The sequence below is a fragment of the Klebsiella sp. GN_Kp190 genome, from assembly GCF_040061795.1.
Taxonomy (GTDB): domain Bacteria; phylum Pseudomonadota; class Gammaproteobacteria; order Enterobacterales; family Enterobacteriaceae; genus Klebsiella; species Klebsiella michiganensis.
Genome location: NZ_JBEAFN010000028.1, coordinates 210972 through 231334, shown reverse-complemented (window position 1 = coordinate 231334; position 20363 = coordinate 210972). Strand labels below are relative to the sequence as shown.

The following is a 20363-nucleotide window of genomic DNA, read 5'->3' as shown; positions in this document are numbered from 1 at the left end:
TACTCTCATTTATATATTTGACGGCAATAAAAATAAGTAAATATTCTCTTAACGGTGGCGGATTATTCAGGAAAAATTAAGCCAAATCGCGTACGTTATTTCTTTTTTTACGGGGGAGTCATCATGGCGAAAATGACTGACGATGGTCAGCGCGCCCAGGTTGCGCGTAAAACGACGCTGGTCAGCGTGGTGGTCAATCTTTTTTTATCCAGCGCCCAGGTTCTGGCGGGCGTTTTTTCCGGTTCGCAGGGATTAATTGCCGATGGTATTCATTCTCTTTCCGATTTAGTCGCTGATTTCGTCGTGCTGTTGGCCAATAAAAAAAGCGGCAAACCCTCGGATAGCGATCATCACTACGGACACCGGCGCTATGAAAACGGCGCTTCACTGTTGATTGGCGCGCTGCTGTTACTGGTTGGCGCGGGTATGCTGTGGTCCGCCTGCGGCAAACTGCTGCATCCGGCATCTATCCCGAGCGTGCATATTACCGCTCTGTGGGTGGCGCTCGTCGCGCTGACCGCCAAAGAGATGTTATTCCGCTATATGCTCAGGGCGGCTAAACAAATTCAGTCGTCCATGCTGATTGCCAACGCCTGGCACGCCCGCTCGGATGCCGCGTCGTCGGTGGTGGTCGCGGTCGGCATCATCGGTAACCTGGCCGGCTTCGCCTGGTTCGATCCGGTGGCCGCGCTGGCCGTCGGCGCGCTGGTCACCCGCATGGGCTATACCTTTTCGTATGACGCCCTCCATGACTTGATGGATCGGTCAGTGGATAGCGACAGCGAGCAGCAGATAATCACCACTATTCTGGCAACGCCCGGCGTCGTGGCGCTGCATGACCTGAAAACCCGACGCGCCGGCGATGGGATCCTGATCGATGTACATATCGAGGTGCCGGGAGATTTATCGGTGGCGGAAGGGCACGATATTGCGCTGTTGGCCCGCGCGCGGGTGCTAAACAGCCAAAACGTGCTGCATATGATGATTCATATTGACCCTTGCCGCGCGGATAGCGACGCGATTATCGCTTAGGTTATTCCCCTGAACGCTTGAGGGCTTTGTCAGCCTGCGGATAATATTGCCTGTGAAATAAAAAAGGACCATAATCCAGCGGCTATTCTTTCATCGCTGATAAATAGCCGGCTGACGCCGTGTCGTGTTTTTAAACAATATAAAAAGGCAATCGCATAATAGAAAGTATCTATTATTCGTTCGAAACTTCAGGAAGTAAAACAATGATTATCCGGCCAGAACAACACTGGTTCCTTCGCTTGTTTGACTGGCACGGCTCCGTGCTGTCAAAAATCGTCTTTCGCCTGCTGCTTAACCTGATGATGTCGATTATCGCGATCGTCAGCTATCAATGGTACGAGCAGCTGGGTATCCATCTTACCGTCGCGCCGTTTAGCCTGCTGGGGATCGCCATTGCCATTTTTCTTGGCTTTCGCAATAGCGCCGGATACAACCGCTTTGTTGAAGCGCGCAATTTGTGGGGAACGGTGCTGATTGCCCAGAGAACGCTGGTGCGCCAGCTGAAGAATATCCTGCCGGCCGAAAGCGCAGCCCATCAACGCCTGGTGAGCTACCTGGTGGCGTTTAGCTGGTGCCTGAAGCATCAGCTGCGCAAGACGGATCCGAGCGCCGATTTAGCGCGTCTGCTGCCGGCGCAGAGCGTGGCGGAAATTCTCGCCAGTTCGATGCCAACCAACCGCATTCTGCTGCTGGCAGGCGATGAGCTTGGGCGCCTGCGCGCAGAAGGGAAGATCGGCGATGTCACCTTCAGCCTGATGGACAATAAGCTTGATGAGCTGGGGCACGCGCTGGGCGGCTGTGAGCGCCTCGCCAGCACCCCGGTGCCTTTTGCCTACACGCTCATTTTGCAGCGCACCGTGTATCTGTTCTGTACGCTGCTGCCGTTTGCGCTGGTCGGCGATCTTCACTATATGACGCCGTTCGTGTCGGTGTTTATCTCCTACACCTTTCTGTCGTGGGATTCGCTGGCGGAAGAGCTGGAGGACCCGTTCGGTACCGCAGCCAACGATTTGCCGCTGAACGCGATGTGTAACACCATTGAGCGCAACCTGCTGGATATGACTGGCCAGCATCCCTTACCGGAGAAACTGGCACCGGACCGCCACTACAATCTGACCTGATTTTTGTATGTTTATTATTCGTTAAATAAGTTAAATCTAACGCGTGATAGATAACATTGATTATACAGCCACCGCCCTGATTGTTATGCTTTCGTTAACAAAAACGCCCGTTATCCTGGCTGGTAACGGGTGATAAGAGATCGTGCGGCGTTTCACCTGCCATACGCCGCCGAAAGCGCATCAGGAGTGAACATGAGTAACAGAAGACGCGTCGTTCCCGGCGTCCATCCCTATGATGGTCCGGCGGGCGGCTGGGGTGCCTTAAAAGCCACCGCTATCGCCGTTCGTACGCAAATGGATGCGCTCGATGCCCCCGCCACGCTGCTGCGGACCAATCAGCCGGATGGCTTTGATTGTCCCGGCTGCGCCTGGCCCGACAAAGAGCATAAATCGACGTTTCAGTTCTGCGAAAACGGCGCCAAAGCGGTGACCTGGGAAGCCACCAGTAAACGGGTCACGGCTGAGTTTCTCGCGGCTAACACCGTGACGTCGCTGCTGGCGCGCAGCGATTTTGAGCTGGAAGGCTACGGGCGCTTAACCCAGCCCCTGGCCTACGATAAGGCCAGCGATACCCTGCGTCCGGTCTCATGGGACGCGGCGTTTACCCGCATCGGCGCCATTCTTCGTACGCTGCAGCCCAATGAAGTCGAGTTTTATACCTCCGGGCGCGCCTCTAACGAAGTGGCCTTCCTGTTCCAGCTGTTTGCCCGCGAATATGGCACCAACAACTTTCCGGACTGCTCCAATATGTGCCACGAGTCGACCAGCGTCGGCCTGCCGCAGTCCATCGGCATCGGTAAAGGGACGGTCTCCCTCGATGACTTTGATAAGACCGAGCTGGTTATCTCTATCGGCCACAATCCCGGAACCAACCATCCGCGCATGATGGGCACGCTGCACGAACTGGCGCGCCGGGGGGTGCCGATTATCGTCTTCAACCCGCTAAAAGAGCGGGCGCTGGAGCGTTTCGCCGATCCGCAGAACGTCATTGAGATGGCGACCTACGGCTCAACCAACATCGCGTCGACCTATTTCCAGGTCAAAGCGGGCGGCGACGCGGCGGCGCTTAAGGGTATCGCGAAGGCGCTGCTCCGGCTGGAAGCAGAGCAGGGCGAGGTGCTGGATCGGGCGTTTATCGATGAGCATACGCTGGGCTTTACCAAATTTGCGCAGGATGTGGACGCGACGCCGTGGCCGGATATTGAACGCGAGTCCGGCCTGACGCGCGGCGATCTTGAACGGGTAGCGGCGGCTTACGCTAAATCTAACGCCACGATTATCACCTACGGTATGGGCATCACCCAGCACAATAAGGGCACCTCTAATGTACGCCTGATAGCCGACCTGCTGCTGATGCGCGGGAATATCGGCAAGCCGGGAGCCGGGATCTGCCCGCTGCGCGGGCACTCCAACGTACAGGGCAACCGTACCGTCGGCATCACGGAAAAGCCGAGCCCCCAGTTTCTCGCCAACCTGCAGCGGGTGTTTGGTTTTACGCCGCCGCAGGAGCATGGTCACGATGCGGTAAAAGCGCTACAGGCGATGATCGACGGCGAATCGAAAGCGCTGCTCTGCCTTGGCGGGAACTTCGCGGTGGCTATGCCGGATAGCGAACGGGCTTTTCCGGCGATGCGGGGGCTGGATCTGAGCGTGCATATTGGCACCAAGCTGAATCGCTCGCATCTTCTGGTGGCCAATGAGACCTTTATCCTGCCGTGCCTTGGCCGAACCGAACTCGATATTCAGGAGACGGGACGCCAGTCAATCACCGTGGAAGATTCGATGTCGATGGTGCACGCGTCGTCGGGCAAGCTGAAACCCGGTTCGCCAGAGCTGCGATCGGAGCCGGCGATTGTCGCGGCGATGGCCATGGCGACGCTGCCGGAAAGCAAGGTTGACTGGCTGTCGCTGGTCGCCGACTACGATCGCATTCGCGATCTGATCGAGCAGACCATTCCCGGCTTTGACCAGTACAACCAGCGTATTCGCCATCCCGGCGGTTTTCGCATGCCGCTGCCGCCGACGGAGCGTATCTGGCCGACGCCGACCGGCAAAGCGATGTTTTCCGTTTTTCACGGGGTGCACGAAAACCAGCAGGTAGCAGGGCATGACGTGATGCGCCTGGTGACGCTGCGCAGCCACGATCAGTACAACACCACCATTTACGCCATGGACGACCGCTACCGCGGCGTGTTTGGCCGTCGCGACGTGTTGTTTATGAACGAGCAGGATATGGCTGAGCAGGGATTCGAACACGGCGATCGGGTGGATATCAGCTCCGCGCTGCCGGGCCACCATCAGCGGTTGGAAGATATCACGCTGGTCGCCTACAGCATCGCGCCGGGCACCGTTGCCGCTTATTACCCCGAAGCCAACGTGCTGGTCCCTCTGGATTATCTCGATAAAGAGAGCGGCACGCCGTCGTATAAATCGGCGCCCGTCCGTTTAACGCTGCGCTCGAAAGAGATCCGCGCGCTGGCGGGGCTTCGCTAAAGCGCCGTTTGCCCGCAGCGATCGTCGCGTCGTGGGCAAAATCGCTACCTCTGCGCCAGAATCAGCTTAATCCCCAGCCCGACAAAACCGGCGGCAAAGCAGGCTCTCAGCCCCTGTAACACCCGCGGACGCGACAGCACGTATCCGCGCATCGCCGCCGAAAAGGCGCCATAGAGCATAAAAACCAGCAGCGTCATCAGCATAAAAACGGCGCTCAGGATCAGCATTTCCCCGATCGGCGAAGCCGAGCCGCGCTGGATAAACTGCGGCAGAAAGGCGAGAAAGAAGAGCGGCAGCTTAGGGTTAAGCAAATTAATCAGAATCGCGTGGCTGATGACCTGGCGCGGGTTGCGTTGCTCGACGCCCTCCACGTTCAGGCTGCCGCGCTGGGTCAGGGTGGCCCATGCGAGGTACAGCAGCCAGGCGACGCCGGCGTACTTCACCAGCTCGAAGGCGCCGGGGGTACTGTGGAGGATAGCCGCCAGCCCGGTTATCGCCGCCAGCATATGCGGAATAATGCCCAGCGTGCAGCCGAAGGCCGCGGCAAAACTCATGCCTCTGCCCGCCGCCAGGCCGGTGGCAATGGTGTAAAGCGTCCCGGTGCCGGGGGCGATGACCACAATCAGCGAAGTCAAAAGAAACTCAGGGGTGATGAACGCCATGATGTCATTCCTGTTGCAGAGAATCGAGGCCCTGAGTATTTCAAAAAGCCGCGCGCCGGTATTGAACAAAATTGCACAACGTCGGCTAGCGGCTCGCCTGATAGCTGCCTGGGGTCATGGCGAACTGCCTTTGAAACGCGCGGGTCAGATGGCTTTGATCGGCAAAGCCGGCCATGAAGGCGGTATCGGCGGGGGAGTGACCTTCGGCGAGCAGGCGGCGCGCCAGGCGCAGGCGGGCCTGTACCAGATAAGCGTGCGGCGTGATGCCGGTTTCGCGAGCGAAGCCGCGGATCAGCTGAAAGCGGCTGAGACCGCAGAGGGTAGCAAGCTCCTCGAGAGAGATTTTCTCTTCGGGGGCATCATCGAGATATTGCCTGGCCAGCGCGATGGAGGGGGTACCGCTTTTATCAGGCCGCCGTGCGCAGAGATGGTATCGGCTCATCCGCATCAGGCAGAGCAGTAGCGCCTCTTCTACGGCGGTATTCTCGGGGGCGCTGGCGACAATCTCGCTAAACAGCCGCAGCATCAGTCCGCGCAGCTGCGGGTCCTCGACCACCGGGCGCAGGAGAATATCTTCGGCCTTTATCGCCCCCTGAAATTCAGCGGCAACCCGCTCGGGATCGAGATAGATCATCTGCCAGCTGCGCGGGCCATTCAGCGGGATACCGTCGTGCATCTCCCCCGGATTAACCATAATGATATTTCCGGCGGCGGCCTCAATTTTGCCCAGATGGCTCCACGAACGCTGCGCGCCCTGAGTGAAAATCCCGATGCCGAACTGGTCGTGGGAATGGCGCGGAAAACTCTGTTCCGTGACTAACGACATGGCTTCCAGTCCCGGCATGGTGAGCCGGTGCTGCTGAACGTGATGAAGGCGAGTTTTCAACGGTTTCTCCTGCCGGGGCATAGCATGAGTGTAGCCTCAGGCACGCGGGACGAGCAACGGTCGACCGGCGCTTGAATTTCATCAACGCAGAACATAACATTTAGCTAACATTTTGCCTGCTGCGCTGCCAGCAGATTGCGCAAACAGTGGATGATAATGGATATTAAACAGCTTAAGTACCTGATTGCGCTCGACAGAACACGACATTTCGGCCAGGCCGCGGCGGCCTGCCATATCACCCAGCCCACGCTATCGATGCGTATCCGCAATCTTGAAGAAGAACTTAATCTGACGCTGATTCAGCGCGGGCAGCGGTTTGAAGGGTTTACCCCAGAGGGCGAGCGTATTCTGGCCTGGGCGCGAGCGCTGCTGGCGGCGCACGACGGGCTGGAGGCGGAGGCGGCTATCTGTCGCGGGCAGATGGTCGGCCAGCTAAGAGTCGGGATGGTGCCTTTAGCCAGCCTGAATCCGATGCAGCTGATCAAGCCGCTGGCGGATAAATACCCGGAGCTGCAGTTCAGTCTGCTGTCCATGACCTCGGAACAGATTATCGACGGCGTTAGCCGCAACCAGCTGGATCTGGGGATCTGCTATCTGCACCACGTCGATAGCCAACTGTTCAACGTGGTCTGGCTGCCGAATACCCGCATGGGGCTGCTGCACGATAGGCGTCATTATCAGTTTGCCGACGCGACGCCTGAGTGGGATACCCTGGCCGCGCTGCCGCTGGGCTTTCTGACCAAGGGCATGTACTACCGTGAATCGATTGAGATGAGCTTTAAGGCCAAGGGGCTGGCGCCAAAATACGTTTTTGAAAGCGACTCTACGTTTCAGATCATCCAGGCGGTGCAGGCCGGGATCTGCTGTGCGATTATGCCGCTGAACAACGGCCTCGAAGCGCTAAGCGATAATCTGGAAATCAGGCCGATCCCCGAGACGGAGGTCGACTCGATGCTGGCGCTGATCATGCGCAACAAAGAGCCGGTGTCGTCGCTGGCGGAAAAATGCTTCGCCGATGCGCAGGTGATTTTTAGCGAACGCCAGTCGGCTGACGGCGCTTAGCTGGCCATCTGCGACTGGATAAATTCAAGCCAGACGCGCGTTCTGGCGGGCATAAAGTGGCGCTCCCGATAGAGGGCGGAGAGCTGTAACGGCGCCGGCGGCAGCTCCAGCGCGACTTCCTGGAGTTCACCGCGATCGATAAACGGGCGGCAGGGTTTCTCCCCCAGAATAGCGAAGCCAACGCCGGCAAGCGCGGCATGCAACGCCATTTCGCCGCTGTTGACGCGATAGTGCCCGTTGACGTTAACCTTTTTAAAGCTACCGTCCGCCGCGGCAAATTGCCAGGCTTGCCCCGCGAGGGCGCTGACGGTGGTAATGCAGGGCAGCGCGGTTAATTGCTCGCTGTGTGTCGGCATACCCGTTCTGGCAATCAGCTGCGGAGAAGCGACCACGCAGCAGGGAAACGAAAAGAGCGGGCGCGCAATGACGCTGGCGTCTTCCATTTTGCCGCGGGTGATAATCACCGCAATATCCACATCCTCTTTTAACACCTCCATTCCCGCCAGATTCGTGGTACAGCTGACGATTATTTTTGGATAGCGCATGGCAAATTGCGCCATCAGCGGCGCAAACAGCGAGGGGCCAATTTCGTTCGGAAGACACAGGCGTAGCGGCCCTTCGGGTTCGGCCTGCTGCTGCGTCAGTTCAGCTTCCGTAGCGGCAAGTTGCTCCAGCACCGGGCGCATACTGGCGACCAGCGTCTGACCGGCAGGGGTCAGCTTCATGTGCCGGGTACTGCGCTGTATCAGGCGTAGCTGAAGGCTCTCCTCAAGCTGCGAAATCTGTCGGCTCACGTTCGATGAGGGCATCTGCAGCGCTTTTGCTCCGCCGCGAAAGGAGCCATTTTCCGCCACGGTGACGAAGACCCGCAGGGCGTTGAGATCCAATTTTTTCACTCACGATTATCCCGATTTTGATAATTAACAACGTCATTTTTACCGTCTTATGCCCGGTTTTGCCAGACGCTAGACTCTCCGCATTACATAGTCAGGAGTCTTACATGCCCGGATATCTGGTACGAATAACGTTGATCGTGGCCTTTGTTCAATTCATCAACGCCCTCGAATATATGATTTTTAATCCCTTATTTACCTGGATGGCGCCGACGTTTCAGGTGCCGGTAAGCCAGGCGGGTTACGTCACCGGCGTTTATACGCTGGCTTCCGTCATTGCTGGGGTAAGCGTCTGGCGATGGGTCGGTAACGTTAAACCGCGGCGCTTTTTGCTCTGCAATATGGCCCTGTTGGGGGGATTAACGATGATGACGCTGACTACCACCCGGTTTGACGTATTATTGTTCTGGCGTTTTCTTTCCGGTCTGGTTGGCGGGACCACAATGGGCGTGGGCAGCAGTCTGTTAATCAACAATATGCCGCCGCACCTGCGCCCGCGGGCATTGGCCTCCACGATTGCCGCATTCTCGCTGGTCAGTATTGTCGGTATGCCGACGATGCTATTTCTCAGTGCAAAAATCGGCTGGCAGATAGCCCCCGCGACGATCGGCGGACTCTGCTTAATCGCGTTACCGCTGATACAACTGGCGCTGCCGGAGCAACCCATCGAGGCGAGCCGTCAGGCGGGTTTGCGCTGGTCGTCATCGGTGCTGTTTTACGCCTCCGGCAACGCGCTCGCGCAGTTCAGTCCGATGTTAATCATTCCGCTGCTGATACCGTTACTGACGGTGAAAATGGGGGCCAGCGGCGATGAATTGCCGTGGCTCTTTTTCGGCGGAGGCGTGGCCGGACTATGCGCAACTAAACTCACCGGCAAGCTATGCCAGCATTACAGCGGCTACCGCATCAGCCTGCTGGCCAGTCTGCTGTTTATACTGAGCCTGAGCATCGCTTTTACCTGCAACCGCGGCGGCGCACTGTTTATGGTGCTGTTTCTGGCCGCCGCCTACTGTCGTCTGGTGGCCTCATCGGCTGTGGCAATGCGTTTTCCAGCGGATAGCGCCAGGTCCGGGTTTACGCTTTTACAGAATACCCTGATGTCATTAAGTACGGCAGCGGCCTTTCTGCTTTCGTCGTGGGTGCTCTCGGTTGACGGCAACGGCGAGCGGGCGATGCAGGGGATATTGCTGCTCTGTGCCCTGAGCGCATTGCCGCTGCCGTGGCTGCTGCGGGTTCAGGAGAAAAGATTAGCCACGCGCGCCGCCGGCTAACCCGGCGGCGGCTACCATCAAATATTCTCCAGGCTGATCCCGCGAGTTTTCGGACCAAAGATGCCCACCGACAGCATCACCATCAGCATGCTGGCGACGATAAAGCTAATCACGCCTGGGGTACCGGCGTATTGCAAAATAATGCCGATCAAAATGCTGGTGATCGCCGTCGACAGCCGGCTAAAGGAGTAGCAGAAGCCGACCGCCCGCGCGCGAATGTGGGTCGGGAAAACTTCGGCCTGGTAGGCGTGATAGCTAATGGTCAGCCAGGCGTTTGACCAGGTGATCATAAACCCGCAAATCACCAGCAGCACCGGGCTGTTCTGCAGGGCAAACAGGGTACCAAACACCACCGTCATCAGCGCGGAAAGCACAATTTGCCATTTGTTTTCAAAACGATGAACGAAGCGGGTGCAGAACAGACAGCCAATCGGATAGGCGAGGGTAATAAAGAACGCGTACAGCAGGCTGTGGGTGATGCTCGCCCCCTGACCGGAAAGCAGGGCCGGTAGCCAGTTGCCGAAGCCAAAGAAGCCGATGGCCTGGAAGAAGTTCATTACCATCAGCATGATCGTACGTTTGCGGTACTGCGGCGCCCAGATCGCTTTAAAGCTTCCCAGCCTGCGCGGGTTATCCTGCGTCTCAACCTGGTGGCGTGGCGAGGGAGAAACGCCGCAGCGCTGTTCCATTTCGCACATCACCTTATGGGCTTCCTCGTGGCGGCCTTTTTCATCCAGCCAGCGCGCCGACTCCGGCAGCTTCTTGCGGATAACCCAGATGATCAGCGAACAGAGCGCGCCGAAGATGATCACCCAGCGCCAGCCGGTCAGGCCGAAAAGGGTAATCGGCACCAGCAGCCACGACATCAGCGCCACGGCGGGGACCGATAAAAACTGAATAAAGAAGGCGAAAGCGAAGGCTTTATTGCGCAGATGCGTCGGCACCCATTCGCTTAAATAGGTGTCGATGGTCACCAGCTCAATGCCGAGACCGACTCCGACCAGAAAGCGGCAGAAGATAACCCCTTCGGCGCTGCTTTGCAGGGCCATCATCAGCGAAAATACGCCGTACCAGGCGAGGGCAAACATAAACGTCAGGCGGCGGCCCAGTTTATCCGCCAGCGGCGCAAGCAGGCTGGCGCCAATAAACAGCCCCATAAAGGTGGACGACGCGAAGGCGGCCTGGTCGGAGATACCGAAGATACCCTGCTCGCCGGTATGGAAAATATCCTCTGCCAGCAGCCCGGTGCTGATATAGCCGGTCTGAAAAAGATCGTACAGCTCGAAGAAGCCGCCCAGCGCCAGGAGGGTGATAAAAGACCACAGGCCAACGGAGGCGGGGAGCGCATCGATGCGAGCGGTCAGGCTGGAGTGGGGATGTCCTGGGGAGGCGAACGCGGCGTCGCCCAGAACCTGGGTGGTAGACATATTATTATTTTCCTCAGATAAAATGTTTGCCTGCTAATGTTATTTGATTGTTAATGGTTTTAAATTTTTAATCGCATCGGGGGAGAGAGATTTGCAGAATAAAATAATGCCAATGTGGTTTAGCTGGCGTTGTGTGCTGGTTTTCGCCTGTGGCCCGACCGCGGGTTGAAGGAATTCACCATCTGGCCGCTAAGTTTGACCTGAAATAAATTTAAGATAACGAGAGATTGTTGCGCTCAGGTTATTCACCTACATTCAAAGCGAGTACTCCCACTCAGGAAAATAATCATGTCTAGTAAGAAAATTTTACAAGCAGCGCTGGCGGCGGCGCTTTCGCTGTCAATGATGGCTACGCCGGTCTTCGCTAATCCCGGTAACGGCGGTGGCAACGGCGGTGGAAATAGCGGTAACCATGGCAACAGTGGTGGGAATAGCGGTAACCATGGCAATAACGGTAACAACGGCAATAGCGGTAAAAACAACGTTGATAAGGGCAACCAGGGTCATAAAGAAGGAAATTCGGGGCAGAGAAAAAACTACGGCAAACCCGATCATGTCTCCGCTGATATCAGCTTCTCCAGAGCGCGTTCGCTGGCGGTAAACTACGGTTTAACCGGCTATCAGTCGCTGCCGCCGGGAATCGCCAAAAATCTGGCTCGCGGTAAACCCTTACCTCCGGGGATTGCAAAAAAAGCGGTTCCGGCATCGATGCTCAACGAACTGCCTTACTATCCTGGCTATGAATGGCGCGTGGTGGGCCAGGATTTGGTGCTGATCGCGCTGAGTACGGCGATCGTGACGTCGATAATTAATGGCGTCTTTGACTAGTGAATTAACCCCGGTTCGCGCCGGGGTTAATCCTGGCGGGCAGGCTTAGCGCATTAAGGTCATTCTAAACAAATCGTCACTAAAGCGAGATTTTAACTTTACTCAAATAATTGAATGACTATAATGAGCACAAATTCACACAGGAGAAATATGTTGGACAGTCACCCTTACTTAAACATCAAGGCAAGCTGACGCTATTTTTTCTGCGCTGCTTGCCAACCGGCGGGCAGCAATCTCCTCATCCAGACGATTGCATCCCATAAAAAATAACGCAGCATAGCTGCGAGGATAATCGTCATGTTCATGTTTAAAAATACATTATTCCCTCCACCGTCAACGCGACGTTAATCGCCTCTCTGGCGACAATTTGTCGTGTGCTTAATAAAGCACGTAGTTAATTCTTCCAGCAAAAATGGAGGAAGCTATGTTGATGTTTCCTTATATCGCAAATTTACTCGCCGCGATGCTGTTGGGCGCGCTGATTGGCGCCGAAAGACAGTGGCGTCAGCGGATGGCTGGCCTGCGCACCAATGCGCTGGTCGCCACCGGCGCGGCGGTTTTTATTCTGAGCTCTATCTCCACATCGCCGGATAGTCCGGGACGTATTGCCGCGCAGGTGGTTTCCGGAATTGGTTTTCTCGGCGCCGGGGTCATCATGCGGGAAGGCATGAACGTGCGCGGCCTGAATACCGCGGCAACCCTGTGGTGCTCTGCGGCGATTGGCGTACTGTGTGGCTTAGGCCAGTTCTGGCAAGCGGCGGCGGCAACGCTGATCATCCTGTGCGCCAATATTCTACTGCGCGAAGCGGCGCAGAGAATTAATCAGATCCCCGGCGCGACAGAAGAAGAAAAATGCTACGTCCTGAATATTATCTGTCATAGCGAACATGAAAACGCGATTCGTCAGCTATTGCTTAATATCAGTAAAGAGATGACGCTCAGCTTGCAGGGGCTGGTGTCGATAGCAGCAAAAGAACAAGGACATAAAGAAATCCGCATCGAACTGGTTGGTAATACCGACTCCCGCAAAGCGCGAGACCTTATTATGTCAAGAATTGGCGGTGACGAAAACATTACGTCAGTGCGCTGGTGCGTCGAGGGGAGTTAGCCTCCCTGATATTCTACTCTGGCAATGATTTGTCTAAGGAGGGAATGATGGATATTCCCAGGTAATTAAAGTAATAAGCGTTTAATAACGTAAAAATGAATTATGCATAAGTCAATTATGCAGGGATAACGACGTCTTAAATTTGAGGAATAATCATGACTGACATGAAAATAGAAAACCGGAAAATAAACCGGTCTGCGTCAGAAAATGATAAGCAGCATAAAAAAAGCTTCGCCATTGAAACCGAGGCATTTAACAGCCCGGATCATACGCTGGCGCGGCTCAACAGCAGCCGTCAGGGGCTCACCACCGAAGATGCCCTTGAACGGCTGAATGAATATGGCCGCAATGAAGTCGCGCACGAGCAGGCGCCGCCGGCGCTAATCCAGCTTTTGCAGGCATTCAATAACCCGTTTATCTATGTCCTGATGGCGCTGGCCGCCGTCAGCTTCGTGACCGATTACTGGCTACCGCTGCGTAACGGCGAAGAGACCGATCTGACCGGGATTATCATTATCGTCACGATGGTCAGCCTGAGCGGGTTATTGCGTTTCTGGCAGGAGTTTCGCACCAACAAAGCGGCGCAGGCGCTGAAATCCATGGTTCGCACTACGGCGACGGTGCTGCGTCGCGGTCCTGGTAACATGGGGCCGGCGCAGGAGGAGATTGCCATTGAGGAACTGGTGCCCGGTGACATCATCTTCCTGGCGGCGGGGGATCTGGTTCCGGCGGATGTCCGCCTGCTGGAGTCCCGGGACCTGTTCGTCAGCCAGTCGATACTTAGCGGCGAATCGCTGCCGGTGGAAAAGTATGACGTTCTGGCCAGCGTGTCCGGCAAAGGGTGCGACAGGCTTCCCGAGCCGAACAAAGATAAAAGCCTGCTGGAGATGGGCAATATCTGTCTGATGGGCACCAACGTGACCAGCGGCAGGGCGCAGGCGGTGGTGGTGGCTACCGGAAACCGCACCTGGTTTGGTTCGCTGGCGAAGTCCATTGTCGGTACGCGCACCCAGACGGCGTTCGACCGTGGGGTAAACAGCGTCAGCTGGCTGCTGATCCGTTTTATGCTGGTGATGGTGCCGATTGTGCTGCTGATTAACGGCTTCAGCAAAGGAGACTGGGTTGAGGCATCGCTGTTTGCCCTGGCGGTCGCGGTGGGCCTGACGCCGGAAATGCTGCCGATGATCGTCAGCTCAAACCTGGCGAAAGGCGCTATCGCCATGTCGCGGCGCAAAGTGATCGTCAAGCGGCTGAACGCCATTCAGAACTTTGGCGCCATGGACGTGCTGTGCACCGATAAAACCGGCACGCTGACGCAGGACAATATCATTCTTGAGCATCATCTTGACGTCAGCGGCAGCGAGAGCGACCGGGTGCTGACGCTGGCATGGCTCAACAGCAGCAGCCAGAGCGGGGCGCGCAACCTGATGGACCGGGCGGTGCTGCGCTTTGGCGAGGGGCGGATTGCGCCAGCGACCAAAGAGCGCTTCGTGAAGCTTGATGAACTGCCGTTTGATTTTGTCCGCCGTCGGGTCTCGGTGTCGGTGGAAGATGTCCGCCACGGCGATAAAAGCCTGATCTGCAAAGGCGCGGTTGAAGAGATGCTGATGGTGGCCACGCATCTGCGCGAAGGCGACCGCGTGGTTGCGCTGGATGAAACCCGCCGCGATCTGCTGTTAGCCAAAACGCAGGATTACAACGCCCAGGGTTTCCGCGTGCTGCTGGTCGCGACCCGCAAGCTGGATGACTCCGCCCTGACAACCCCGCTGTGCGCCGCGGATGAGCAGGGGCTGACGGTCGAAGGGATGCTGACCTTCCTCGATCCGCCGAAGGAGAGCGCGGGAAAAGCGATTACCGCACTGCGCGATAACGGCGTGGCGGTCAAAGTGTTGACCGGCGATAACCCGGTGGTCACGGCGCGTATTTGCCTGGAAGTGGGGATTGATGCCCACGGTATCCTGACCGGCGCGCAGATTGAAGCGATGACGGATAACGAACTGGAGCGCGAAGTGGAAACGCGTTCGGTATTCGCCAAACTGACGCCGCTGCAGAAGTCGCGCATCCTGAAAACGCTGCAGAAAAACGGCCACACCGTCGGCTTCCTCGGCGATGGCATCAACGATGCGCCGGCGCTGCGCGATGCGGACGTCGGTATTTCCGTCGACAGCGCGGCGGATATCGCCAAAGAGGCATCCGATATCATCCTGCTGGAAAAGAATTTGATGGTGCTGGAAGAAGGGGTGATCAAAGGGCGTGAGACCTTTGGCAATATCATTAAGTATCTGAATATGACCGCCAGCTCTAACTTCGGCAACGTCTTCTCGGTACTGGTGGCCAGCGCGTTTATTCCGTTTCTGCCGATGCTGGCGATTCATCTGCTGATCCAGAACCTGATGTACGATCTCTCTCAGCTCTCGCTGCCGTGGGACAAGATGGATAAGGAATTCCTGCGTAAGCCGCGCAAGTGGGATGCGAAAAATATCGGCCGCTTTATGCTGTGGATTGGCCCGACGTCGTCCATTTTTGATATCACCACCTTCGCGCTGATGTGGTACGTGTTTGCGGCGAATCACGTCGAAGCCCAGGCGCTGTTCCAGTCCGGGTGGTTTATTGAAGGGCTGCTGTCGCAAACGCTGGTGGTGCATATGCTGAGAACGCAGAAAATTCCGTTTATCCAGAGTCGGGCGACGTTGCCGGTGCTGCTCACCACCGTGGTCATTATGGCGATGGGCATCTACATTCCGTTCTCGCCGCTGGGGGCGATGGTCGGGCTGGAGCCGCTGCCGCTGAGCTACTTCCCGTGGCTGATCGCGACGCTGCTCAGCTACTGCCTGGTCGCGCAGGGCATGAAGCGTTTCTATATCAAACGCTTTGGTCAGTGGTTCTGATGATAAGGAGGCGCAGAGATGAATCGTTCTCCGGACACCCTCATCGCGCTGATATTTTTCCTGGTGGGTCTGCTGGTGCTGTTGCTGGCTATCTGGCAAATCCTGTTCTGAAAAAGGGGGCGCGATGCGCAGAGGATCGCTGGATAAAGTCTTTATTCAGGTGGCGATTATTGCGGCCATCATTATTCTGCTGACAATCTGGATTAGATAAGAGGAGCCCGGGCCATTGGCCCGGGTTTAGCATTTCTGCCGGGGAAAGGATTACAGATCGAAGCGGTCGAGGTTCATCACCTTGGTCCATGCGGCAACGAAGTCATTCACGAACTTCTGCCGCGCATCGCTGCAGGCATACACTTCAGCCAGGGCGCGCAGGACGGAGTTGGAGCCAAACACCAGGTCAACGCGGGTCGCGGTATATTTCTCTTCGCCGCTCTTACGGTCGCGGCCGATAAACAGCTCAGCGTGCTCGTCAGCGGCTTTCCAGACGGTCCCCATATCGAGCAGGTTAGCGAAGAAATCATTGCTCAACACCCCCACGCGGTCGGTGAACACGCCGTGTCGGCTGCCGTCGAAGTTCGCGCCCAGCACGCGCAGACCGCCCACCAGTACCGTCATTTCCGGCGCCGTCAGCGTTAACTGCTGCGCTTTATCAATCAGCAGCGTTTCGGTGGAGATGCCGCCGCCAACGCGACGATAGTTGCGGAAACCATCGGCCAGCGGCTGCAGCAGATCCATCGCTTCCACATCGGTCTGATCCTGACGCGCATCGACGCGGCCAGGGGCGAAGGGAACGCTAACCTGAACGCCCGCCGCCGCGGCAGCCTGCTCAATGCCCACCACGCCGGCCAGAACGATAATATCGGCCAGCGACGCTTTACCGGATGCCTGCTGAATCCCCTGCAGGGTCGGCAGCACGCGGGACGCGATGGCGTTTACCGGCCAGGATTTCTGCGGTTCCAGCGCCAGACGCGCGCCGTTGGCGCCGCCGCGTTTATCGCCGCCGCGGAAGGTGGAGGCCGATGCCCAGGCCACGGAAACCAGCTCGCTGACCGAAAGGCCGGCGTCGGCAATGGCGGTTTTCAGCGTCGCGATATCCTCTGCGGTTGGGGTGTGGACCGCCGCCGGTAGCGGATCTTGCCAGATCAGATCTTCTTTCGGCACTTCCGGGCCCATGTAGCGGGACTTCGGCCCCATATCGCGGTGGATAAGTTTAAACCACGCGCGGGCAAAGGCTTCGTTAAAGGCCTGCGGGTCGTTAAGGAAGCGGCGGGAAATCTTGTCGAACTCCGGGTCGAAGCGCAGCGTCAGGTCGGTGACCAGCATGGTCGGCTTGCGTTTTTTCTCCGGATTAAACGGGTCAGGAATGATCTCCGGCGCATCTTTCGCTTCGAACTGAATCGCGCCTGCCGGGCTGCGGGTTTGCACCCACTCATATTTGTACAGGTTTTCGAAGAAGTAGTTGCTCCACTGAGTCGGCGTTTGCGTCCAGACCACTTCCAGACCGGAGGTGATCGCGTCGGCGCCCGCGCCGCTGCCGTAGCTGTTCGCCCAGCCGAGTCCCTGCGCTTCAATCGGCGCCGCTTCCGGCTCTGCGCCAACGTGGCTGGTCACCGCGGAACCGTGGGTTTTGCCCAGCGTATGACCGCCGGCGATCAGCGCGACGATCTCTTCATCATTCATTGCCATATTGCCGAAGGTCGCGCGAATCGCGGAGGCGGCGGAGAGCGGGTCGCCGCTGGCGTTGGGGCCTTCAGGGTTGACGTAAATCAGCCCCATTTCGGTCGCGCCAATGGCCTGCTGATTCAGGCTTTCCGGATGACGATGGGCCAGCCATTCGGTTTCGTTACCCCAGTCGACGTCCAGATCCGGTTCCCAAACGTCTTCACGACCGGCACCGAAGCCAAACGTACGGAAACCGGCATTTTCCAGCGCCACGTTGCCTGCCAGCATATAGAGGTCGGCCCAGGAGATTTTTTGCCCGTATTTTTGTTTTACCGGCCACAGCAGGCGACGGGCTTTGTCGAGGCTGACGTTATCCGGCCAGGAGTTGAGCGGTGCGAAACGCTGCTGGCCGCGGCCCGCGCCGCCGCGCCCGTCAACGGTACGATAGGTACCGGCGCCGTGCCACGCCATACGAATAAACAGCCCGATATAGCTACCCCAGTCCGCTGGCCACCACTCCTGAGAATCGGTGAGCAGGGCGCGCAGATCGGCCTTCAGGGCCGAGTAGTCGAGCTTCTTAAACTCTTCGCGGTAGTTAAAGTGTTCGCCCAGCGGGTTTGAACGATTGGAGTGCTGATTCAGCAGATCCACCCGTAGTTGATTTGGCCACCAGTCGCGGTTGCCGGTGCCACCGCCCGCGCTCTGGGTGGGCGTCGCCGTCTCGGCGTGGAAAGGGCATTTCCCTGCCGACGGGGTATTCGAAGGATCGTTTGACGTGCTCATATCAGGCTCCGTTTGCTTTTGTGAATGCCATTACGATATACACTGCTACCAATAAGCGATATTTGAATGAGTCTACGGATTTAATAGTTATTTCCGTTCAATGCCTTTGTAAAAACCGAACATATATCATTGTTCAATGATTGATTGTTCAGTATTGACTCAACCACAATAGTCGTAACATACGCGTAAAGGAATCGTTAAGACATCATCCCCGCCAGCGAAGACCGATTGTTTGAGTTACGACAATTTTAGTGCGTAAAACGGCTTAGCGCTGCCAGTATAAAGGCGTACCAAAAACGTCGATAAAATAGTCTATTACCGCACGTACGTTTAACGAAGGATGACGGGCGTGAGGGTAGATCGCCGACACCGGCGAGGGGCTGCTGCCGATCGCCGCGCTGTAGTGAGGCATCAGCTGAACCAGCCTTCCAGCCCCCATGGCTTCATTGACCATCCAATCGGGAAAGAGCACCACCCCCATGCCTCCCAGCGCAGCGGTCAGCAGCGCATCGGCGTTATTTGATGCCAGCCGCGGCGTTTGCGGATAGTGAACCCATTCTCCCTCCGCGAGGCGGAATAGCCAGCGGTTAGGTCCATTTGAACCGCTGTAGACCAGCGTGCTGTGATGGCGAAGATCTTCCGGTTTCTCCGGCGTGCCGCAGCGCTGCAGATAGTCTGGAGCCGCAACCAGATAGTGATGCTGCATACCCAGTACTCTGGCATGAACGCTGGAGTCCGGCAGGCTGCCGATGCGGAAAATCAGGTCGGTCGCTTCGCGGTGCGGATCGATAAAATCATCGGTCAGCGCCAGCGCAATTTGCATCTGTGGATAGCGCTGCGTCAGCCCCGGCAGCCACGGCGCGATATGGCGCTGGCCAAAATAGACCGGGGCGTTGATCCGCACCAGTCCACCCGGCTCAAGACGACGGTCCTGCAGGTCGCGCCTGGCAACGCTGAACCGTTCGCCGAGCCCTCTGGCATGTTCGGCAAACAGGCGTCCCGCTTCGGTGGGAACCACCGCCCGGGTATTACGATAAAAGAGCTGCTGGCCGAGCGCATCCTCAAGCTGGTGAATGACGCGCGACACCATCGAGGGCGAAACGCCTTCCCGCCTCGCCACCACGGAGAAACTCTGGCTGTCATAGACGGCGATAAACAGCTGTAGCGCCCGAAAATTCACATTACCCGCATCGCTCATTAATGCAATATCCGCAAAAGTGTTTCCCTGATTGTATCGTTTTTCACATTACTTCGCTGCTTTATGCTCAGCCACCCAATCAATAATCGGATATCAACGATGCAGTTATTACTTATTTTTCTTGTGATTGCCGGCGGCATGGGGTTATCCGTGGAAGCCGGACTACTCGGGCCGCTTGCCGGTCAGGTAGGGGACCTGTGGGCCACCTTCAGCATTTTTAGCGTCGGGAGCGCGCTAACCTTTCTGCTGATGCTGCTGTTTGGCCCCAGGCAGGGTCCCTCGTTCTTCTCCTTACCGGGCTGGCAGCTTACCGGGGGCGTACTGGGGCCCATTTACGTCGTCATCTTAACCATTGCCGTACCGGTTATCGGTATCGCCATGACGATGATCGGCATTCTGGCCGGTCAGGTATGCAAAAGCCTGCTGATTGACCATTACGGTCTGTTTGGTTCGGCAAAACGTAAAATCGATGGACGGCGGGTTATCGCGCTGCTGTTTATCATCGTCGCCCTGATTCTGATCGCCACAAGCTGAGGAGTTAACATGAGTAGCATAATGATTTTGCTGGCGCTGGTCGGCGGCGCGATGCTGAGTATGCAGGCGGCGATTAACGGCCGTTTGGGCAGCCAGGTGGGCGTATTTCGCAGCGCGTTTCTCACGTTTGCGGTGGGCGCCTTGATCACGGCGCTGCTGATTTTTTATTTTGCCCCCCATCAGTCGACAACGCTGCTGGATGTGCCGAAATGGCAGCTGCTGGGCGCATTTTGCGGGGTTCCCTATATCGTAATTATGGTGGTGGCGGTGCAGCGTATCGGTACCGCGACGGCCACGGTGGCGGTGATTTTTGGCCAACTGGCCATGAGTCTGCTGATCGATAATTTTGGCTGGCTGGGTAACGACGCCATTGCCTTTTCAGCGGGGCGGCTGGGGGCCATCGTCTGTCTGGGGCTGGCGCTGTTCTTTATTTACCGCTCCAGCGCGGCGGCAAAAGCTGAAGATAAGGAGAGTTAGCCCACCTGTTCAGGTGAGTTGTCGCGCATCGCCAACCG

General features: G+C 57.0%; 18 protein-coding genes. 12 read left to right on the top strand and 6 right to left on the bottom strand.

What is annotated here, in order from left to right:
• Positions 1-123 precede the first annotated feature (123 nt).
• The 3 genes from ABLU67_RS17500 (at position 124) to ABLU67_RS17490 (ending at position 4646) form a co-directional block, all read left to right on the top strand.
• Positions 124-1032 (top strand): cation diffusion facilitator family transporter, encoded by a 909-nt coding sequence (locus ABLU67_RS17500; RefSeq protein WP_348852418.1) that lies wholly within the window; start codon positions 124-126, stop codon positions 1030-1032.
• Between the two features lie 203 nt (positions 1033-1235).
• Positions 1236-2153, top strand: coding sequence for a bestrophin family ion channel (locus tag ABLU67_RS17495; protein ID WP_064374949.1), 918 nt, complete (start codon positions 1236-1238; stop codon positions 2151-2153).
• 192 nt (positions 2154-2345) lie between these two features.
• Positions 2346-4646, top strand: a complete 2301-nt coding sequence (locus tag ABLU67_RS17490; protein ID WP_109240337.1) for an FdhF/YdeP family oxidoreductase — start codon at positions 2346-2348, stop codon at positions 4644-4646.
• A gap of 44 nt (positions 4647-4690) precedes the next feature.
• On the opposite strand, the gene ABLU67_RS17485 is transcribed toward ABLU67_RS17490, so the two are convergent.
• Positions 4691-5308 carry a LysE family translocator gene (locus ABLU67_RS17485; protein ID WP_014229303.1) on the bottom strand — a complete coding sequence of 206 codons (618 nt, stop codon included), beginning with the start codon at positions 5306-5308 and terminating at the stop codon, positions 4691-4693.
• An 85-nt stretch (positions 5309-5393) separates the two neighbouring features.
• Entirely contained in the window at positions 5394-6194 is an 801-nt protein-coding gene (locus tag ABLU67_RS17480; protein WP_348852417.1) for an AraC family transcriptional regulator, read from the bottom strand.
• A 156-nt stretch (positions 6195-6350) separates the two neighbouring features.
• Here ABLU67_RS17480 and ABLU67_RS17475 point away from each other — a divergent pair, with 156 nt between their 5' ends.
• Entirely contained in the window at positions 6351-7256 is a 906-nt protein-coding gene (locus tag ABLU67_RS17475) for a LysR family transcriptional regulator (protein WP_014229305.1), read from the top strand.
• Here the strand turns inward: ABLU67_RS17475 and ABLU67_RS17470 are convergent.
• Positions 7253-8152: a LysR family transcriptional regulator gene (locus tag ABLU67_RS17470; protein WP_232553323.1), complete on the bottom strand. Its 900-nt coding sequence runs from the start codon at positions 8150-8152 to the stop codon at positions 7253-7255. The two genes, ABLU67_RS17475 and ABLU67_RS17470, sit on opposite strands and share 4 nt — an antisense overlap.
• A 104-nt stretch (positions 8153-8256) precedes the next feature.
• Between ABLU67_RS17470 and ABLU67_RS17465 the strand changes: the two genes are divergently transcribed.
• The gene (locus ABLU67_RS17465; RefSeq protein WP_348852416.1) at positions 8257-9420 is read left to right on the top strand and encodes an MFS transporter; all 1164 of its coding nucleotides are present in this window, start codon (positions 8257-8259) and stop codon (positions 9418-9420) included.
• 17 nt (positions 9421-9437) lie between these two features.
• Here the strand turns inward: ABLU67_RS17465 and ABLU67_RS17460 are convergent, their stop codons facing one another.
• Positions 9438-10847, bottom strand: a complete 1410-nt coding sequence (locus ABLU67_RS17460; RefSeq protein ID WP_009652270.1) for an MFS transporter — start codon at positions 10845-10847, stop codon at positions 9438-9440.
• 288 nt (positions 10848-11135) lie between these two features.
• Between ABLU67_RS17460 and ABLU67_RS17455 the strand changes: the two genes are divergently transcribed.
• From ABLU67_RS17455 to mgtU, 5 genes are all read left to right on the top strand, one after another.
• Positions 11136-11675: an anti-virulence regulator CigR family protein gene (locus ABLU67_RS17455; protein ID WP_032749146.1), complete on the top strand. Its 540-nt coding sequence runs from the start codon at positions 11136-11138 to the stop codon at positions 11673-11675.
• Positions 11676-12087: 412 nt separating this feature from the next.
• Complete coding sequence (locus ABLU67_RS17450) at positions 12088-12783, top strand: MgtC family protein (protein ID WP_025108277.1); 696 nt, start codon at positions 12088-12090, stop codon at positions 12781-12783.
• Positions 12784-12938: 155 nt separating this feature from the next.
• The gene (gene mgtA, locus ABLU67_RS17445) at positions 12939-15671 is read left to right on the top strand and encodes a magnesium-translocating P-type ATPase (protein ID WP_348852415.1); all 2733 of its coding nucleotides are present in this window, start codon (positions 12939-12941) and stop codon (positions 15669-15671) included.
• An 18-nt stretch (positions 15672-15689) separates the two neighbouring features.
• Positions 15690-15782: a protein MgtR gene (gene mgtR / locus ABLU67_RS17440; protein WP_014229313.1), complete on the top strand. Its 93-nt coding sequence runs from the start codon at positions 15690-15692 to the stop codon at positions 15780-15782.
• Positions 15783-15795: 13 nt separating this feature from the next.
• Positions 15796-15882, top strand: coding sequence for a magnesium transporter protection protein MgtU (gene mgtU, locus ABLU67_RS17435; RefSeq protein ID WP_251009858.1), 87 nt, complete (start codon positions 15796-15798; stop codon positions 15880-15882).
• 50 nt (positions 15883-15932) lie between these two features.
• Here the strand turns inward: mgtU and katG are convergent, their stop codons facing one another.
• Together katG and ABLU67_RS17425 are read right to left on the bottom strand one after the other, a co-directional pair.
• Positions 15933-18116, bottom strand: coding sequence for a catalase/peroxidase HPI (katG, locus tag ABLU67_RS17430; RefSeq protein ID WP_032695023.1), 2184 nt, complete (start codon positions 18114-18116; stop codon positions 15933-15935).
• A gap of 265 nt (positions 18117-18381) precedes the next feature.
• Positions 18382-19314 carry a LysR family transcriptional regulator gene (locus ABLU67_RS17425; protein WP_038424490.1) on the bottom strand — a complete coding sequence of 311 codons (933 nt, stop codon included), beginning with the start codon at positions 19312-19314 and terminating at the stop codon, positions 18382-18384.
• 99 nt (positions 19315-19413) lie between these two features.
• Between ABLU67_RS17425 and ABLU67_RS17420 the strand changes: the two genes are divergently transcribed.
• Both ABLU67_RS17420 and ABLU67_RS17415 read left to right on the top strand, forming a co-directional pair.
• Positions 19414-19848: a DMT family transporter gene (locus tag ABLU67_RS17420; protein WP_004850792.1), complete on the top strand. Its 435-nt coding sequence runs from the start codon at positions 19414-19416 to the stop codon at positions 19846-19848.
• Between the two features lie 9 nt (positions 19849-19857).
• On the top strand, positions 19858-20325 hold the full coding sequence (locus ABLU67_RS17415) for a DMT family transporter (RefSeq protein ID WP_025108281.1): 468 nt from the start codon (positions 19858-19860) through the stop codon (positions 20323-20325).
• The last annotated feature ends 38 nt before the right edge of the window (positions 20326-20363 follow it).

Excerpts from the sequence above, each read along its gene's own strand:
- ABLU67_RS17455 (WP_032749146.1), top strand. The coding sequence starts at position 11,136 with ATGTCTAGTAAGAAAATTTTACAAGCAGCGCTGGCGGCGGCGCTTTCG.
- ABLU67_RS17490 (WP_109240337.1), top strand. The coding sequence starts at position 2,346 with ATGAGTAACAGAAGACGCGTCGTTCCCGGCGTCCATCCCTATGATGGT.
- katG (WP_032695023.1), bottom strand. The coding sequence starts at position 18,116 with ATGAGCACGTCAAACGATCCTTCGAATACCCCGTCGGCAGGGAAATGC.
- ABLU67_RS17450 (WP_025108277.1), top strand. The coding sequence starts at position 12,088 with ATGGAGGAAGCTATGTTGATGTTTCCTTATATCGCAAATTTACTCGCC.
- ABLU67_RS17420 (WP_004850792.1), top strand. The coding sequence starts at position 19,414 with ATGCAGTTATTACTTATTTTTCTTGTGATTGCCGGCGGCATGGGGTTA.
- mgtA (WP_348852415.1), top strand. The coding sequence starts at position 12,939 with ATGACTGACATGAAAATAGAAAACCGGAAAATAAACCGGTCTGCGTCA.
- ABLU67_RS17460 (WP_009652270.1), bottom strand. The coding sequence starts at position 10,847 with ATGTCTACCACCCAGGTTCTGGGCGACGCCGCGTTCGCCTCCCCAGGA.
- ABLU67_RS17485 (WP_014229303.1), bottom strand. The coding sequence starts at position 5,308 with ATGGCGTTCATCACCCCTGAGTTTCTTTTGACTTCGCTGATTGTGGTC.
- ABLU67_RS17465 (WP_348852416.1), top strand. The coding sequence starts at position 8,257 with ATGCCCGGATATCTGGTACGAATAACGTTGATCGTGGCCTTTGTTCAA.
- ABLU67_RS17495 (WP_064374949.1), top strand. The coding sequence starts at position 1,236 with ATGATTATCCGGCCAGAACAACACTGGTTCCTTCGCTTGTTTGACTGG.
- ABLU67_RS17475 (WP_014229305.1), top strand. The coding sequence starts at position 6,351 with ATGGATATTAAACAGCTTAAGTACCTGATTGCGCTCGACAGAACACGA.
- ABLU67_RS17425 (WP_038424490.1), bottom strand. The coding sequence starts at position 19,314 with ATGAGCGATGCGGGTAATGTGAATTTTCGGGCGCTACAGCTGTTTATC.
- ABLU67_RS17415 (WP_025108281.1), top strand. The coding sequence starts at position 19,858 with ATGAGTAGCATAATGATTTTGCTGGCGCTGGTCGGCGGCGCGATGCTG.
- mgtU (WP_251009858.1), top strand. The coding sequence starts at position 15,796 with ATGCGCAGAGGATCGCTGGATAAAGTCTTTATTCAGGTGGCGATTATT.
- mgtR (WP_014229313.1), top strand. The coding sequence starts at position 15,690 with ATGAATCGTTCTCCGGACACCCTCATCGCGCTGATATTTTTCCTGGTG.
- ABLU67_RS17500 (WP_348852418.1), top strand. The coding sequence starts at position 124 with ATGGCGAAAATGACTGACGATGGTCAGCGCGCCCAGGTTGCGCGTAAA.